The organism is Streptomyces lateritius (genome assembly GCF_014649715.1).
GTDB classification, from domain to species: Bacteria; Actinomycetota; Actinomycetes; order Streptomycetales; family Streptomycetaceae; genus Streptomyces; species Streptomyces lateritius.
The window spans coordinates 375,795-390,822 of record NZ_BMTO01000006.1 but is presented as its reverse complement, the minus strand read 5'-3'; the positions used below and the strand labels follow the sequence as shown (position 1 = coordinate 390,822).

The following is a 15,028-nucleotide window of genomic DNA, read 5'->3' as shown; positions in this document are numbered from 1 at the left end:
GTAGCTCTGCGACCATCCTAGCTTAGATTTCGTCTAAAGTTGAGTGGCGTCCGAGAGGCTCGTCGTCACGGCTGGCTGTAGCCGTCCAGGAACCGTCCGATCCGGGTCACCGCGTCCGTCAGGTCCTGGGAGTTCGGCAGCGTGACGATCCGGAAGTGGTCCGGCTCGTGCCAGTTGAAGCCCGTGCCGTGCACCACCATGATCTTCTCGGCCCGCAGCAGGTCGAGGACCATCTGGCGGTCGTCCTTGATCTTGTAGACGTTCGGGTCGAGGCGCGGGAAGAGGTACAGGGCACCCTTCGGCTTCACACAGGTCACACCCGGGATCCGGGTCAGCAGCTCGTACGCCGTGTCCCGCTGTTCCAGAAGCCGGCCCCCGGGCAGGACCAGGTCCTCGATCGACTGCCGGCCCTGGAGCGCGGCCGCCACCGCGTGCTGCGCCGGCATGTTGGCGCACAGGCGCATGTTGGCGAGGATCGTCAGTCCCTCGATGTACGAGGAGGCGTGGGCCTTGGGGCCGCAGACGGCCAGCCAGCCCGAGCGGAAGCCGGCCACCCGGTAGTTCTTGCTCATCCCGTTGAAGGTGAGGACGAGCAGGTCGGGCGCGAGGGCGGCGGTCGGCGTGTGCGTGGTGCCGTCGTAGAGGATCTTGTCGTAGATCTCGTCCGAGCAGACGACCAGGTTGTGGCGCCGGGCGATCTCCGTGAGGGAGCGGAGCATCTCGTCGTCGTAGACCGCGCCCGTCGGGTTGTTCGGGTTGATGATCACGATCGCCTTGGTGCGGTCGGTGATCTTCCGCTCGATGTCGGCGAGGTCCGGCATCCAGTCCGCCTGCTCGTCGCACCGGTAGTGCACGGCCGTGCCGCCCGCCAGCGAGACGGAGGCCGTCCACAGCGGGTAGTCGGGGGCGGGGACGAGCACCTCGTCGCCGTCGTCGAGCAGCGCCTGCATCGACATCTGGATCAGCTCGGAGACACCGTTGCCGAGGTAGATGTCCTCGACGGAGAGCGGAATGCCCTTGGTCTCGTAGTGGCTCATCACCGCGCGGCGGGCGGAGAGCAGGCCCTTCGCGTCGCCGTAGCCGTGGGCGTCGGCGAGGTTGCGCAGCACGTCCTCGAGGATCGCCGGCGGGCACTCGAAACCGAAGGCGGCCGGGTTGCCGGTGTTGAGCTTGAGGATGCGATGACCGGCAGCCTCCAGCCGCATCGCCTCTTCGAGCACCGGGCCCCGGATTTCGTAACAGACGTTGGCGAGCTTCGTGGACTGGATCACCTGCATGTCGAGAGCTTACGGCGGGCCGGGACGGGACGCCTCGTGTTTTGGGACACGTCGGGCGGTACGGGGAGGGGCGGGCGTATGTCGCGAATGTGACCTGGCTCGCTCTCGGGGCGGCGTGATCCCTAGAATTCGCGGCCATGAGCCACCAGGACAGCGGCGCCCCCCGCGCCCCGGAGCGCCGCAGCCGGCACGCGTCGGCGCGCCGCGCGCCGGGCGTGCGGTGGGGACTCTTCGGAGGGGGCGTCCTCGGCGTCGGACTCCTCGCGGCCGTTGTCGCAGCGGTCGTCGGCGGAACGTTCCGGTCCGGGCAGGACGGGGGGTCGCGGTCCGAGGACGACCGGCGTCCGGGGATGCCCGCGCTGATCCAGGCGGACCCCTCGTCGAGCGGCGACTCCGAGGGGGCGGGCGGGGACGGGAACGGGGACGGGAACGGGGACTCGGGCGGAGGATCGGGCGAGGGCACGGGAGCGCCGCGGCCGGGCACGGCCACGGAATCCGCGGCCGCCACCGGGGCCGCGACTCCGAGCGCCTCCGTTACTCCGTCCGGGGACGAGGGCGCGGGGGCGGGCTCGGGGGCCGTGACCGCCTCGCCCACCGCCGCGACGGACGGTTCCGGCGGCCGGCCGGGCAAGTCGGGGTCGGCTCCGGGCGCCTCGAAGCGACCGAAGTGAGCCGCGTGCGGCGAGGGCGGTGAGTGCGGCCGTGCGGCGGCGGGCACGGCGGGTGCGCGCGGATCCGCATCCGCACCCGGGTCGGGGTGCGGCGCGCGCACCGCGCGTATCGCCGCTGTCACCAGGTGTTTCGCGCCGGTCACCGGAACCGGCCCGGTCGCGCGGGTCAGGATAGGTTGACCCGTCATGTGGGTTCTGAGCGCCTCCGGATGCCGGTGGCTGGGTGCGGCCGGATCACTCGCCGTGGCCGTCGGCGGTCTCGCGGCCGGCACGCTTCCGGTACGCGAGCCGTGGGGTCTGTGGGTCCCGCGCGGCTCGATGGTCACGGTCGCCGGCGCCGTCCTCGCGTACCTCGGGCTCACGCTGCTCGTGGCGGCCTGGTGGCGGTACGGGCGGCTGCTGGCGGACGGGGTGCGTGACCGGATCCTGGTGACCCTCGCGTGCTGGACCGCGCCGCTGCTCCTCGCCCCGCCGCTGTACAGCGCCGACGTCTACAGCTACATCGCCCAGGGCGCGATGGTCCTCGAAGGCCACGACGTCTACGGAGCCGGCCCTTCCGTCCTGGGCCCCGACGACCTGGGCGCCGACGCCGCCGACAGCGTCGGCGGGCACTGGACCGACACACCCGCGCCGTACGGCCCGGTCTTCCTCGTCCTCGCCCAGGCGGTGGTGCGGCTGACCGGTGGCGAGATCGTGCCGGCCGTGTTCGGGATGCGGCTGATCGCGCTGGGCGCGCTCGCGCTCATCGTCTGGGCCGTTCGGGGGCTGGGTGGCGACAGCAGGGCGCTGTGGCTGGCGGCCCTCAACCCGTTGCTGCTGATCCACGTCGTCGGCGGCATGCACAACGACGGCCTGATGATCGGTCTGATGCTGAGCGGTGTGCTGCTCGCGGTGCGCGGGCGGTGGGTGCCCGGCTGCGTTCTCGTCGGGCTGGCGATGATGATCAAGTCACCGGCGGCGGTGGCGCTGCTGTTCATCGGGGTGATGGTGGCCCGCCGGGACGGGGGCGTACGGGGGCTGGTGAAGGGGCTCCTGCTGCCGGGGCTCGTGGCGGGGGCCGTGGCGGTCGGCGCGACGCTCGTCGCCGGGACCGGGTTCGGCTGGCTCCGCACGCAGAGCGTCGCCGGGGCCATCCACACGGCGTTGTCGGTGACGAGTGACGTGGGGCTCGGGCTGGGGTTGCTGGTCGGGGACGACCCCGAGCCGGTCAAGAGCGTGGTGCAGACGCTGGGGCTGCTGGCGGCGGTGGTGATCATTCTGGTGCTGGCGTGGCGGGCCTGGCAGGGGCGGATCGATCCGGTCCTGGGGCTGGGGCTCTCGCTGGTGGGGCTGGTGGCGCTCTCGCCGATGGTGCAGCCGTGGTACGTCCTGTGGGGGACGGTGGCGGTGGGGGCTGTGGGCGCGGTCGGCTGGGGGAGTCGGCTGGGGGCGGTGCTCGGGGTGGTGTCGGGGGCGCTCGTGTACGAGACGGCGCCGTCGGGGCATACGCCGTGGTACGGGTTTGTGATGGGTGGTGTGGTGCTGGTCCTGGGGCTCGTGCGGGTGCGGCGGGCGTCGGGGGCGGCCGGTCTTCGCGGCGGTGAGGCTCTCGTGGTGACCGGCCCCATGGAGCGGACGCGCCCGTAAGGCCGCCGTCCGCCGCGCCCACCGTCCCCCGGGCTCCGTCCGAGGGGACTCCCATCGCCCCGGCGGAACGAATGCCCACAGCGGGGAGCGCGGGGCGTGGGGCCGTCAGGTTGCCGGCGTGCGGCGGATGGAGCGGCCGGGGAGGGCGTCGGTGCGTTTGCCGTCTTCGATGACGAAGGTGCCGTTGATCAGGACGTGGGGGATGCCCGTCGGGAGTCTGCGGGGGGAGGCGTACGTCGAGCCCGCCGCGACCGTCATCGGGTCGAAGAGGACCAGGTCCGCGCGGTAGCCCTCGCGGATCAGGCCCCGGTCCGGCAGGCGCAGGCGGGCCGCCGGGCGGGAGGTCAGGTGCGCCACGCACTCCTCCAGGGAGAGCACGCCCAGCTCACGCACGTACCGCCCGAGATAGTGGGGGAACGTGCCGTACGCGCGCGGGTGCGGCTTGAGGCCCCGCAGGATGCCGTCCGAACCGCCCGTGTGGACCCGGTGGCGCATGATCGCCCGGACGTTCTCCTCGTGGCCCACGTGCTGGAGGATCGTCGTGCCCAGCCGGTCCTCGACGAGGAGCCGGCGGACGGTGGTCCAGCCGTCCACGCGGCGGCCCACGAACCGAGCGAGCCCCGGGTCGCTCACCCCCGAGATCTCGACGGTGTCCCACTCGACCGGGACGCCGTGGCAACCGTCCGAGCCGATCTCCTCCAGGTGGTGGCGGATCCGCTCGGAGGCCGCCTCGTCCCGGAGCCGGGCCAGGATCGCCTCCGGGCCGCCCTCGCTCGCCCAGCTCGGCAGCAACGCGACCAGCGTCGTGCAGCCGGGGGCGTAGGGGTACGTGTCGAGGCTGATGTCCGCGCCGGCGTCGAGCGCCCGGTCGAGGAGGGACAGCAGGTCCGGCGCCTTGCCCTTGTTCACGCCGAAGTTCATCGTCGCGTGGGCGAGGTGGAGCGCGCAGCCGGCGTCCCGGGTGAGGGCGACCATCTCCTCGTACGCCTGGAGCGCGCCGGCGCCGTACGAGCGGTGGTGCGGGCAGTAGTAACCGCCGTACCGCGCCACGACCCCGCACAGTTCGGTGAGTTCGGAGTCGGGCGCGTACATGCCGGGCGTGTAGGTGAGCCCGGAGGACATGCCGACCGCGCCCTGCTCCATGCCCTCGGCGACGAGCCGGCGCATCCGGTTCAGCTCGGCGTCGGTGGCGGGCCGGTCGTCCCAGCCGACGGCGTACATCCGGACCGTCCCCTGCGGGACGAGGTACGCGGCGTTGACGGCGATGCCCCTGCCGCCGTGGGAACGGTCGAGGCGGTCGAGGTACTCGCCGACCGTGCGCCAGTCGAAGTCGATGTCGGAGCCGTCGCCGTTCCACCCCGTGATCGCCCGGCGGACCTCCGTGAGCGTGCGGTCGTCCACCGGCGCGTACGAGAGCCCGTCCTGGCCCAGGACTTCGAGGGTCACTCCCTGCGCGGCCTTGGCGCTGTGGTCCGGGTCGCGCAGGAGCGCGAGGTCGCTGTGGGCGTGCATGTCGATGAAGCCGGGGGAGAGGGTGAGGCCCTCGGCGTCCAGGACGCGCCGGGCGGTGGGGCGCTGGCAGCCGGCCGCCGCGCCCTCCTTCACTATCGCGGCGATACGGCCGCCGTCGAGGGCCACGTCGGCGCGGTAGGAGTCCCCGCCGGAGCCGTCGACGACGTCCACGTCACGGATGACGAGGTCCATGGTGACCGGCTCCTCTAGAAGAACGTACGGATGTAGTCGACGACCGTGCCGTCCGCCTCCACCAGCGGGATCAGCTGCCACTTGTCGAAGGACGTGCAGGGGTGGGAGAGGCCCATGCCGAGCCAGTCGCCGACCTCGATGCCGGCCTCGGGCGCGGTGCGGAGCCAGCCGTGCTGGTCGGACAGGCCCGTCACGGTGATGCCGGTGGCCGGGCGCTGCGAGCCGTCGCGGGCGGAGCGGACCACCTGCGCCTCGGGCAGGTCGAGATCGTAGGCCGCGTCCCGCTTCCCCGCGTTGGTGAACGCCTGCTCGGCGGTCGGGCGGGAGACGACCTGCGCCCAGAGCCGGAAGGCGGGCTGCAGCGCGCCCTCCTCAGGGGCCCGGTTGAAGGGGGTGAGACGGCGGTAGTGGCCGTCGTCGTGCGAGACGTACGCGCCCGAGCGCAGCAACTTCAGGACGGGCAGGGAGAGTCCGGGGATCTCGGCGAAGACCTCGGCGACCGTGTCGAACCAGGCGCTGCCGCCAGCGCTGATCACGATCTCGTCGATGCCGGGGGAGAAGCGGCCGGCCTTGTCGAGGTCGGCGGCGAGCGCCACGAGCCGGTTCAGCCACTCCCGTACGCGCTCGGTGGTGGCCTGCGGGACCTCGCCCTCGTAGCCGGCGACGCCGACCAGGCGCAGGGTGGTGGTCGCCGCGACGGCGTCCGCGACGGCGGCGCAGTCGGCTTCCGTACGGGCTCCGGTACGAGCTCCCTCGCCGGCGCCGAGCTCCACGACGACGTCCACCGGGCGGGTCGCGCCGGCCTCGGTGAGGGCCGCGTCCATGAGCTCGACCCCGCGCACGGAGTCGACGTAGCAGATGAAGCGGAAGCGGGGGTCGGCGTCGAGCTCGGTGGCGAGCCAGTGGAGGGCGGGCGCGTCGACGAGTTCGTTGGCGAGGAAGATCCGGGCGATGCCGTGGGCGCGGTAGACGCGGGTCTGGTGCGGGACGGCGGCGGTGATGCCCCACGCGCCGTGCTCCAGCTGGCGGTCGAAGAGCTGGGGTGCCATGGAGGTCTTGCCGTGCGGGGCGAAGGCGAGGCCGTGGTGCTCGGCGTAGGCCTCCAGGAGGCGGAGGTTGTGCTCGACGGACTCGGCGGAGAGGGCGAGGACGGGAGTGGTGAAGCCGCCCGTGAAGAGATTACGGCGCTGGGCGGCGAGCTCGCCGACGGTCAGGCCCTCGGCGTCCGGGGGCAGCCCCTTGAAGCGGTGGTCGACGCGCTCGTTCGCCAGTTCTGCGGGCATGGGGTCTCCTCCGTATTGCGGTGTTGCAACATACGCAACACCCGTTGCGCATACCGCTTGAAGCTGTCTAACATCCGGGCCAACGCCGGGTCAACGGACCCGCATGATCGCCCAGGAGCCCGAGTGAGCGGAAACCCGACCGTGGGCGAGCGGTCCGTGGACGGGCGGTCCGTGGACGTCGCCTGCCTCGGGGAGTCCATGGTCACCTTTCTGCCCTCCCGGCCGGGCCGCCTCGCCGAGGCCCCCTCCTTCACCCGCACCATCGGCGGCGCCGAGTCCAACGTGGCCTGCGCCCTGGCGGTGGCCGGACACCGCGTGAAGTGGGTCAGCCAAGTGGGGCAGGACGGCTTCGGCGACCATCTGGTCGAGGCGATCGGGGCCTACGGGGTGGACGTCTCGGCGGTCGGGCGGGACGCCCTGAGGCCGACCGGGATCTACTTCCGTACCGCCACCGACCGGGCGACGGACGAGCACGAGGTCGTGTACTACCGGGCCGGGTCGGCGGCGTCCGCGATGTCACCGGCGACGGTGGGGCCCGAGGCCGTCGGCGACGCCCGCGTCCTGCACCTGTCCGGGATCACGGCCGCCCTCTCGGACGACTGCCTCGCCCTGATGCGCGAACTGACCGCACCTCGCGAGGGCCGCCCGACGGTGTCGTTCGACGTGAACTTCCGCCCGGCGCTGTGGCGCGAAGCGTCTCATGGCGGTGGTGTGCTGCTGGAGCTGGCGCGGGACGCGGATCTCGTCTTCGTCGGCGCCGACGAGGCGGAGGCGGCATGGGGGGTGGCGGGTCCTGAGGCGGTCCGGGCCCTGCTGCCGGAACCCGCGACGCTGGTCGTGAAGCGGGGCGGCCGGGGCGCGGTTGTCTTCGAGCGGGACATTCCAGCCGGTCCCGGCGGCCACGCCCCCGACACGCCCACCGGAACCGACACCCCCACGCCCACCGACACCGTCACCTTCGCCGCCGCGCCCCGCGTCGACGTCGTCGCGCCCGTCGGGGCGGGGGACGCCTTCGCCGCCGGGTTCCTCTCCGGGACGCTGCGCGGACTGCCCGTACGGGAGCGGATCCGGCACGGGCACCTCATGGCCGCCGCCGCCCTCACCGCCCCCGGCGACCTCGGGCACCCGCCCGCCCGTCGCCCGCCCGCCACCCCTCACGCAGCAGCTCCGCGGCGCTCCCCCTGGATCGCCCACGCCGACCGGCTCGTCGCCCTCGACGACGCGGCCTGGGGGAGACTTCACCTCGGCCCCGGCTGGACGCGTACCGGGGCGGACCAGGAGGGACGTACGCCATGAGCCAGACCGTCGACCGCGCGCTGAGCATCCTGCCGCTGCTCGCGCAGGGCCCCGCCGACCTCGGACAGGTCGCCGACCGGCTCGGGGTGCACAAGTCCACCGCCCTGCGCCTGCTGCGCACCCTGCACGAGCACGGCCTCGTGCACCGCCAGCAGGACCAGCGCTACCGCCTCGGCGCCCGCCTCTTCGCCCTCGCCCAGGAGGCCGTCGAGAACCTCGACATCCGCGAGATCGCCCACCCCCACCTCGCCGCGCTCAACGAGCAGACCGGGCACACCGTGCACCTCGCGGTGTACGAGGAGAGCGAAGTGCTCTACATCGACAAGGTCGAGAGCCGCTACCCGGTCCGGATGTACTCGCGCATCGGCAAGCCCGTCGCGATCACCGTCGCCGCCGTCGCCAAACTGCTCCTCGCCGACCTTCCCGAGCCGGAGCGGCGCGCCGTCGCCGCCAAGCTCGACTACCCCATGTACACGCCCCGTTCGACCCCGAACGCCGCCGCCTTCCTCACGGAGCTGGCGACCGTACGCGAACAGGGCTGGGCCACCGACCTCGGTGGCCACGAGGAGTCCATCAACTGCGTCGGCGCCCCCGTCCGTGGCGCCGACGGCCGGGTCGTCGCCGCCATGTCGGTCTCGGCGCCCAATGTGGTCGTCACGGCCGAAGAACTCCTCACCCTGCTCCCGCTGGTGCGCCGCACCGCCGACGCCATCAGCCGCGACTACTCAGGCAAGGACCCCGCATGACCGAGAAGACCGCCCTCACGCCCGCCACCCACACCGCCCCGCCCGCGAAGTTCTCGCACGGCGTCAGGAAGGGCAACATCCTCCAGGTCGCGGGCCAGGTCGGCTTCCTCCCGGCCGTGGAGGGCCAGGCCCCCACCCCCGCCGGTCCGACCCTGCGCGAACAGACCCTCCAGACCTTCGCCAACGTCAAGGCGATCCTGGAGGAGGGCGGCGCGAGCTGGGACGACGTGATGATGATGCGCGTGTATCTCACGGACGTCGACCACTTCGCCGAGATGAACGAGATCTACAACGCCTACTTCGAGGAGCAGGGCCTCAAGGCCCCCGCCTCGGCCCGTACGACGGTCTACGTCGGCCTCCCCAAGGGTCTCCTCATCGAGATCGACGCCCTGGCAGTCCTCGACTGAACCTGAGCTGATTCCCCTGCAACCACCGCCCCACGGCCCGGCGTTCGTCCCCGGAACGCCGTGCCGCGCTCCCCCCTGCCCAAAAACGAGGTGCTCCCCGTGCAGCCCCACACCGGTGGTCTCCTGCTCCAGTTACCCGGCACCGCCGGCCTGCTGACCGTCGCTGCCCTCGGGATCGCCCTCCTCCTCGTCCTGATCATCAAGGTCCGGCTGCAGCCCTTCGTCGCACTGCTCGCCGTCTCCCTCACTTCGGGATCTCGGAACGGGACACCCTGAAGTCCTGGACGGTCCTGGAGTCGGTGCTCTGCCTGGCCGGTTTCGCCGTCGCGGCCGCCCTCAGCCTCGCCGTCTGAGCCCTCCCGCGTCATACGGCCGGCTCACCCGCCGCAGCCGCCGCACCCTCCGCCGCAGCCGCCCCCGCCGGACGACGGCCGCTCGTTCGCCTTCCGGATCGCGCGGCGCAGGCCCTTGTCCCGTATCCCGCGCGTGCCGAAGAGGGCCACGCCGACCGCCTCCGGACCGGAGTGGCCCCGTTCGTGACCGCAGGCCGGGGCGTCCGCCCAGGAGGAGCCGTCCAGGTGGCGGTGGGTCTCCCGCAGCCGCGCCAGGGCCGCCGCGCCCGCCGGCGTCAGCCGGCCCTGCGGCGAGAACCGGCCGAAGGGCGCGAGGAAGAGGCTCGCCACCAGCAGCGCGAACGCGAGCAGCGAGGTGGCGTTCAGCCAGGCCGCGTCACCGCTCCCGCCGGCGGTGAACAGTCCGAGGAAGACGGAGGGCAGACAGACCGCGAGGTGCCACCGCCAGGCCCGCCGCCACGCCCGCAGCGGAGCGGGCGGCCACAACAGCCCCTCCTTGACGAGCTCCTGGTCCAGGGCCTTCATGCGACCGGACGTCACCAACGCCTCGTGCAACCGGTGCGCGGCCACCTCGCCTCCGGCCGTCTTCTCCCGTACGAGGAGGCGCAGGCGGTCCGAGCCGTATGCCTCGCTCTCGCCCGCACGGGCCTTCTTCCCGTCGAGGACGAGGAGCCCCGCCTGGTGCATCGCGAGGAGCACGGTGTCCGCGACCCGTTCCGGGCCGCCGGCGAGCAGCGCCACGGCCAGGGGGTCGGCCGGATCGGCCGGATCGGCCGGATCGGCCGGATCGGGCGTGTCCGCCGGCCGCCCCGGCGCACGACCCTCGGCCCGCCTGGCCACCAGCAGGAACAGCGTCCCGCCGCCCGCGAGGAGCGGCACGAGCAAGGTCAGACCGCCGTGGTGCACAGCACGTTCCTTCCCCCGTCGACCTCGTAGGTCCAGTAGATGTTCCGGTCGTCACGGCTCCGGGAGCAGTAGCCGGCCGGATAGGACTTCTGGGCCTGGTGGTAACCGGTGATCTGCAGCACCGTGTTGAAGCCCTTGGGGACCTTGGTCGCGTCGCAGTTCCAGAGGTTCAGGGTCCGGGACGCGGTGATCGTGTCGCCGCTGCGCTTGGCCACGAAGCACTGGCCCTTGCGGAACTGTCGCTCCACGCAGAGCGTGGTGGCGAAGGAGTGGCGCGAGCCGGAGTGGTACCAGTAGCCGCGGCCGTTGCCGGAGGCGCAGTCCGCGAAGTCGATGCCCTCGGTCGCCGATGTCACCCGCAGATAGGCGTTGGCGGCGGAGCAGCTCACCGTCTGCGGCGTCCTCGTCGACCAGGAATCGTAGCCGTCGTCGAAGGCGGTGAGACAGTCGCCGGTGTCGACGGAGCGGAAGGCCAGGTCCACGGCGTCCGGTGTCGGAGTCGGTGCGGGGGTGTACGTGGAGCCGGAGCCGTACGACGCGTCGTAGGTGGAGCGCGACGAGGACGAACCCCTGCCCGTCGAACCGGAGTTGCCGGTGTTCGTCTCGTAGATGAAGAACGCCACGAGGGCGAGCAGGAGGATCCCGAACCATCCGCCGCCGCTCTTGCGCGCCGGTGCCGGTGACGGGGCGGGCGGCGAGGGCGTACGGGCCGGGGGCGTCGGAGGTGTCCGGGAGGCGCGGGCTCGCCTGAGCTGCTCCTCCTGGGCGGCGAGGGCCGCGGCCATGGCGGCCTGGGCAGCCCGTGCCTGGTCGGCGCGGCGTGCCCGCTCCTCCGGAAGCACCCTGGTCGGGTGCGGTGGCGGGACCGCGCTCGTCCTCTGGTCCACGGTCGGCCCCTCGGCCTCTCGCGCCCCCGTCCCCGTCCCCGCCCCTGTCTCCCGGAGGCGTCGCCCCTGGCTCTCGTACGCGCCGATCAGCTCCGTCCAGCGCGGTGGCAGCCAGCGATTGCCGCTCGGGGAGTTCGGCAGGCCGGAGAGCGAGGCGGTGAACTGCTCCAGGACCTCGCCCGGTTCGGGCCGTGCGGCCGGTTCGGTCGCCAGACACGGACGGATCAGCGGGGTGAGCTCCTTCGGCAGCCCGCCGAGGTCCAGGTCGCCGCGCTGGACGCGGGCGAGCAGTCGCAGCGTGTCCCCGTCCACGGGGTAGGGCGGCCGGCCCACGGCGAGGTGGAAGAGGGTCGCGCCGAGCGAGTAGACGTCGGCCGCCGTCGTCGACTCCTCGCCCCGCGCCTGCTCCGGAGAGGTGAAGGCTATGGTCCCGAGGGTCAGTTGGGTCCGGGTGAGGTCGCTGGCGTGCGAGATGCCGAAGTCGATCAGGCGGGGCCCGTCCAGGGGCAGCAGGATGTTCTGCGGCTTCACGTCGCGGTGGACGATGCCCATCCGGTGCAGGGTGACCAGCGCTTCCGCCGTCCCGGCCGCGACCCACCGCACGGCCGAGGCCTGCAGCACACCCTTCGCGCGCACCAGCTCCGCCAGTGAGGGAGCGGCGATGTACTCGATCGCCATCCACGGCCGGTCGGCGGTGGCGTCCGCGTCGAGCACCTGTGCCGTGTAGACGCTGGTGACCCGCTGGGCGAGCGCGACCTCGCGCGCGAAGCGCCGGCGGTCGGTCTCTTCGACGACCCCCTCGGCGAGCAGTGTCTTCACGGCGACGAGCCGTCCGCCGCGCGTGCGGCCGAGATAGACCCGGCCCATGCCGCCCGAGCCGAGCCGTCCGAGCAGCCGGTAGCGACCGAGCTGTCGTGGATCGTCCCCGCGCAGTTCCTCTACGCGCGCCCCCGTCATGCCGTACCTCCCCCGTGGTACCGGTCCCGTCTCCACAGTGACATGAGGGGGGCGGCTCGGCCACGGTTCTCCCTGTCCCGGACGCGACCGGGACAGGGAGTTCACGCGATCGATATCAACTCGTGCAGTACTGCGCGGCCTTGCCGATCGAGCGGTACATGCAGTCCGCGTTCTCCAGCAGCTGCAGGACGGCGTCCTTGTTCCGGCTGGTCTCGCGCTCGATCACCTCGTCGGGCGGGTAGAAGCCGCCGCCGGAGGACGAGGCCGGGTACATCTCGAAGGTGTAGCCGAAGATCTTCTGCGCACCCCACAGGTAGTCGTCGATCGACCCGTCCGTGATGTAGAGGTCGCTGGACTGCTCGGCGGTGTAGCCGTTGCTCGCGGCCATCTTCTGTCCCACGGCCGCGAAGGCGTCGCGGTCGTCCTGGGTCATGCCGGGAGCGGTGTTCGCGGTGGTCCAGCCGTACGGCCAGAGCACCAGCTCGCTGTACGTGTGGAAGTCGATGCCGGCCTTGATCTGCTGCTTGCCGCCCACCACACGGGAGCGGACGAAGTCGGCGACGACCTTCACCTCGGGGGCGGACTCGGGGGCGGTGCCCCGGTAGGTCTCGGAGCTCTTTGAGCCGGAGGAGCCGCCGCAGCAGCCCCACTTGTAGTTCCAGTTGCGGTTCATGTCGGTGCCGACGTAGCTGGAGCCGGAGTTGGGCTGCCGGTTCTTGCGCCAGCTGCGGTAGGAGCCGGAGGCGATGTCGTACTCGCCGCCGTCGGGGTTGAGGTCCGGCACGATCCAGATCTCGCGGCTGTTCACCACGTTCGTGATCCGGGAGTCGGATCCGTAGCCCGCGCCCAGCTCGCGGAGCAGGTACAGCGCCATCTCGACGGTGAGGTGCTCACGCGCGTGCTGGTGGTGGGTGAAGAGGACCTCGGGCTCGCTCTCGTCCGTGGCGACGTTGTCGCTGATCTTGATGGCGACGATGTCCCGGCCCTGGTACGTCTTCCCGATCACCCGCTTGTTCATGATGCCCGGGTACTGGGCGAGCCGCTGGTCGATCTCCGCGTTCATCTCGGCGTAGTTGTGGTAGCGCGAGTCGGCGGAGGGGAAGTCGAGCGGGGTGACGCCGAGGCCCTCGACCGTGCGGTCCGGGGGCCCGGGCAGGGCGGTCACCTTGTGGCCGAGGGCCTTGACCTTCCGGAGCTGTTCCGCGTTGGCGCTGATCACGACCGAGCGGGCGTCGACCTCGTCGATCGAGACCCCGGTGGCGGTGAGGGCGGTGCGGGCGGCCACCGTGGAGGGTCCGGCGACCTCGTACTGCCGGATCACCTCTTCGGCGGAGGCGGAGGTGGCGGCGGTCGGCGCCGGGTCGGCCCCGGCGGGGGTCGCGCTTGCGGCGAGTGGCGTCGCCACGGCGAGCGCGAGAAGGGCCGCGAGGGTGGCGGACCTTCTTCCGCGAATGCGAAGTCGCATGCTGTCTCCTGGGTGGGGAGTGTGGGGGTGTGCGACAGGACAGGTACGGGTGTCCGGCCACATCGTCCGGCTCTGGCATGCACCGGTCAAGGAGCTGTCTTCGGCCATACTGTGCGCGTGGGGACGCTGATCGGTAGGTACGAGGTCGAGCACAAGCTAGGCGAAGGCGGCATGGGCACCGTGTATCTGGCGCGCTCGCGCGGCGGACGCGCGGTCGCGGTGAAGGTCGCACGGCCGGAACTCGCCTCGGATCCGGCCTTCCGCGCCCGCTTCCGGGCCGAGGTCGAGGCGGCCTGGAGGGTCGGCGGCTTCCACACCGCCCAGGTCGTGGACGCGGACCCCGAGGCCGATGCGCCCTGGCTCGCGACCGCGTACATCCCCGGTCCCACCCTCGCCGGCCTGGTCGCGGCCGAAGGGCCCCTGTCCGAAACGCGGCTGCGGGGACTGGGGGCCGCGCTCGCCGAAGCGCTGGAGGCCATCCACGCCTGCGGGCTCGTCCACCGCGACCTCAAGCCGGGCAACATCGTCATGGCGGCCGACGGGCCCCGGGTCCTCGACTTCGGGATCGCCCGCGCCCTGGAGTCGACCCGGCTGACGGCCACCGGGGCGGCCTTCGGCACCCCCGGCTACCTCGCCCCCGAGCAGGCTCTCGGCGGGGAGGTGACCGGCGCGGCCGACGTCTTCGCGCTCGGCGCCGTCCTCGTCGCGGCGGCCGGCGGGCGGCCCTTCGGGGGTGGCACACCGATGGGCCTGATGTACCGCACCGTCCATGAGGCGCCGGACCTGACGGCGGTTCCGGCCGGGCTGCGCGGCCTGTTGGGGGCCTGTCTGGCGAAGGCGCCGGCGGAGCGCCCGACCCCGGGCGAGATCCTGGACACCCTGGCGGGCGCGCCGCTGCGGGAGGGGGCGACGCCCACTGTCGTCGTACGGGACGCGACGCCGGTGCCTGTACGGGACGCGACGCCGGGGCGGGACGCGACGCCGGTGCCTGTACGGGACGCACTACCCGTACGGGATGTGCCACCGCTGCCCGCACTGCCCACCATGCCCGCGGAGCCGCCCCCTCCCGCGCCGGCGCTCGTCGCCGCGGACGGGGACTGCGGGGTGGTCGCCGACGCCGAGGGGATCCGCTTCGAGGTCTTCGACGAGGAGGCCGAGTTCAGCTGGGCGGAGATCGGATCCGTCGAGCACGAGTCCGCCCGCAGGGGCCGGCAGCTCCGTGTCGTCGTCACGCTGTACGACGGCTCGGCGTACGAGTGCGAGGTCAACGGCCGCGCCGCCCTCGTGAAGGAGTGGACCGCCCGGCTCGACCTGATACTCCGACACTGCATGCCGCGCTAGGTCGGGTCCGGAAGATAGTGCCGCCCGCCCGCGTGCCAGGCGGGACTTCACGGACACGTGCCTAGCCCGCAGACGCGGGCGGCGCCGCCGGGGGGAAGACCGGCGGCGC

Annotated in this window: 12 protein-coding genes and 1 pseudogene; 7 read left to right on the top strand and 6 right to left on the bottom strand. The window is 72.6% G+C overall.

The features are described 5' to 3' along the window. Positions 1-65: 65 nt before the first annotated feature. Positions 66-1,277 (bottom strand): pyridoxal phosphate-dependent aminotransferase, encoded by a 1,212-nt coding sequence (locus IE136_RS14940; protein WP_158989843.1) that lies wholly within the window; start codon positions 1,275-1,277, stop codon positions 66-68. 137 nt (positions 1,278-1,414) lie between these two features. Between IE136_RS14940 and IE136_RS14935 the strand changes: the two genes are divergently transcribed. Together IE136_RS14935 and mptB are read left to right on the top strand one after the other, a co-directional pair. Then, the gene (locus IE136_RS14935; RefSeq protein ID WP_158989845.1) at positions 1,415-1,948 is read left to right on the top strand and encodes a hypothetical protein; all 534 of its coding nucleotides are present in this window, start codon (positions 1,415-1,417) and stop codon (positions 1,946-1,948) included. Positions 1,949-2,134: 186 nt separating this feature from the next. Then, positions 2,135-3,574 (top strand): polyprenol phosphomannose-dependent alpha 1,6 mannosyltransferase MptB, encoded by a 1,440-nt coding sequence (gene mptB / locus IE136_RS14930; RefSeq protein ID WP_158989847.1) that lies wholly within the window; start codon positions 2,135-2,137, stop codon positions 3,572-3,574. Positions 3,575-3,679: 105 nt separating this feature from the next. On the opposite strand, the gene IE136_RS14925 is transcribed toward mptB, so the two are convergent. Next, on the bottom strand, positions 3,680-5,278 hold the full coding sequence (locus IE136_RS14925; RefSeq protein WP_189600563.1) for an N-acyl-D-amino-acid deacylase family protein: 1,599 nt from the start codon (positions 5,276-5,278) through the stop codon (positions 3,680-3,682). Between the two features lie 14 nt (positions 5,279-5,292). Then, positions 5,293-6,561, bottom strand: a complete 1,269-nt coding sequence (locus IE136_RS14920) for an alanine racemase (protein ID WP_189600562.1) — start codon at positions 6,559-6,561, stop codon at positions 5,293-5,295. 123 nt (positions 6,562-6,684) lie between these two features. On the opposite strand from IE136_RS14920, the gene IE136_RS14915 reads away from it, so the two are divergent. The 4 genes and pseudogenes from IE136_RS14915 to IE136_RS14900 all read left to right on the top strand — a co-directional run. Further along, positions 6,685-7,857, top strand: coding sequence for a sugar kinase (locus IE136_RS14915; RefSeq protein ID WP_268247928.1), 1,173 nt, complete (start codon positions 6,685-6,687; stop codon positions 7,855-7,857). Beyond that, on the top strand, positions 7,854-8,603 hold the full coding sequence (locus IE136_RS14910; protein WP_158989853.1) for an IclR family transcriptional regulator: 750 nt from the start codon (positions 7,854-7,856) through the stop codon (positions 8,601-8,603). The genes IE136_RS14915 and IE136_RS14910 overlap by 4 nt, the downstream gene beginning before the upstream one ends. Then, positions 8,600-9,010: a RidA family protein gene (locus tag IE136_RS14905; RefSeq protein ID WP_158989855.1), complete on the top strand. Its 411-nt coding sequence runs from the start codon at positions 8,600-8,602 to the stop codon at positions 9,008-9,010. Before IE136_RS14910 ends, IE136_RS14905 begins: the two co-directional genes overlap by 4 nt. A gap of 75 nt (positions 9,011-9,085) precedes the next feature. Next, a pseudogene (locus tag IE136_RS14900) lies at positions 9,086-9,277 on the top strand (GntT/GntP/DsdX family permease); the annotation flags it as partial. Positions 9,278-9,387: 110 nt separating this feature from the next. On the opposite strand, the gene IE136_RS14895 reads toward IE136_RS14900, so the two are convergent. From IE136_RS14895 to IE136_RS14885, 3 genes are all read right to left on the bottom strand, one after another. Beyond that, positions 9,388-10,269: a TIGR04222 domain-containing membrane protein gene (locus IE136_RS14895; protein WP_189600561.1), complete on the bottom strand. Its 882-nt coding sequence runs from the start codon at positions 10,267-10,269 to the stop codon at positions 9,388-9,390. Beyond that, positions 10,251-12,113, bottom strand: coding sequence for a serine/threonine-protein kinase (locus IE136_RS14890; RefSeq protein ID WP_189600560.1), 1,863 nt, complete (start codon positions 12,111-12,113; stop codon positions 10,251-10,253). The genes IE136_RS14895 and IE136_RS14890 overlap by 19 nt, the downstream gene beginning before the upstream one ends. 115 nt (positions 12,114-12,228) lie before the next feature. After that, positions 12,229-13,578 (bottom strand): M14 family metallopeptidase, encoded by a 1,350-nt coding sequence (locus IE136_RS14885; protein ID WP_189600559.1) that lies wholly within the window; start codon positions 13,576-13,578, stop codon positions 12,229-12,231. Positions 13,579-13,689: 111 nt separating this feature from the next. On the opposite strand from IE136_RS14885, the gene IE136_RS14880 reads away from it, so the two are divergent. After that, positions 13,690-14,919, top strand: a complete 1,230-nt coding sequence (locus IE136_RS14880) for a serine/threonine-protein kinase (RefSeq protein ID WP_444545720.1) — start codon at positions 13,690-13,692, stop codon at positions 14,917-14,919. Positions 14,920-15,028: the final 109 nt, after the last annotated feature.

Excerpts from the sequence above, each read along its gene's own strand:
- IE136_RS14890 (WP_189600560.1), bottom strand. The coding sequence starts at position 12,113 with ATGACGGGGGCGCGCGTAGAGGAACTGCGCGGGGACGATCCACGACAG.
- IE136_RS14920 (WP_189600562.1), bottom strand. The coding sequence starts at position 6,561 with ATGCCCGCAGAACTGGCGAACGAGCGCGTCGACCACCGCTTCAAGGGG.
- mptB (WP_158989847.1), top strand. The coding sequence starts at position 2,135 with ATGTGGGTTCTGAGCGCCTCCGGATGCCGGTGGCTGGGTGCGGCCGGA.
- IE136_RS14925 (WP_189600563.1), bottom strand. The coding sequence starts at position 5,278 with ATGGACCTCGTCATCCGTGACGTGGACGTCGTCGACGGCTCCGGCGGG.
- IE136_RS14940 (WP_158989843.1), bottom strand. The coding sequence starts at position 1,277 with ATGCAGGTGATCCAGTCCACGAAGCTCGCCAACGTCTGTTACGAAATC.
- IE136_RS14905 (WP_158989855.1), top strand. The coding sequence starts at position 8,600 with ATGACCGAGAAGACCGCCCTCACGCCCGCCACCCACACCGCCCCGCCC.
- IE136_RS14935 (WP_158989845.1), top strand. The coding sequence starts at position 1,415 with ATGAGCCACCAGGACAGCGGCGCCCCCCGCGCCCCGGAGCGCCGCAGC.
- IE136_RS14885 (WP_189600559.1), bottom strand. The coding sequence starts at position 13,578 with ATGCGACTTCGCATTCGCGGAAGAAGGTCCGCCACCCTCGCGGCCCTT.
- IE136_RS14910 (WP_158989853.1), top strand. The coding sequence starts at position 7,854 with ATGAGCCAGACCGTCGACCGCGCGCTGAGCATCCTGCCGCTGCTCGCG.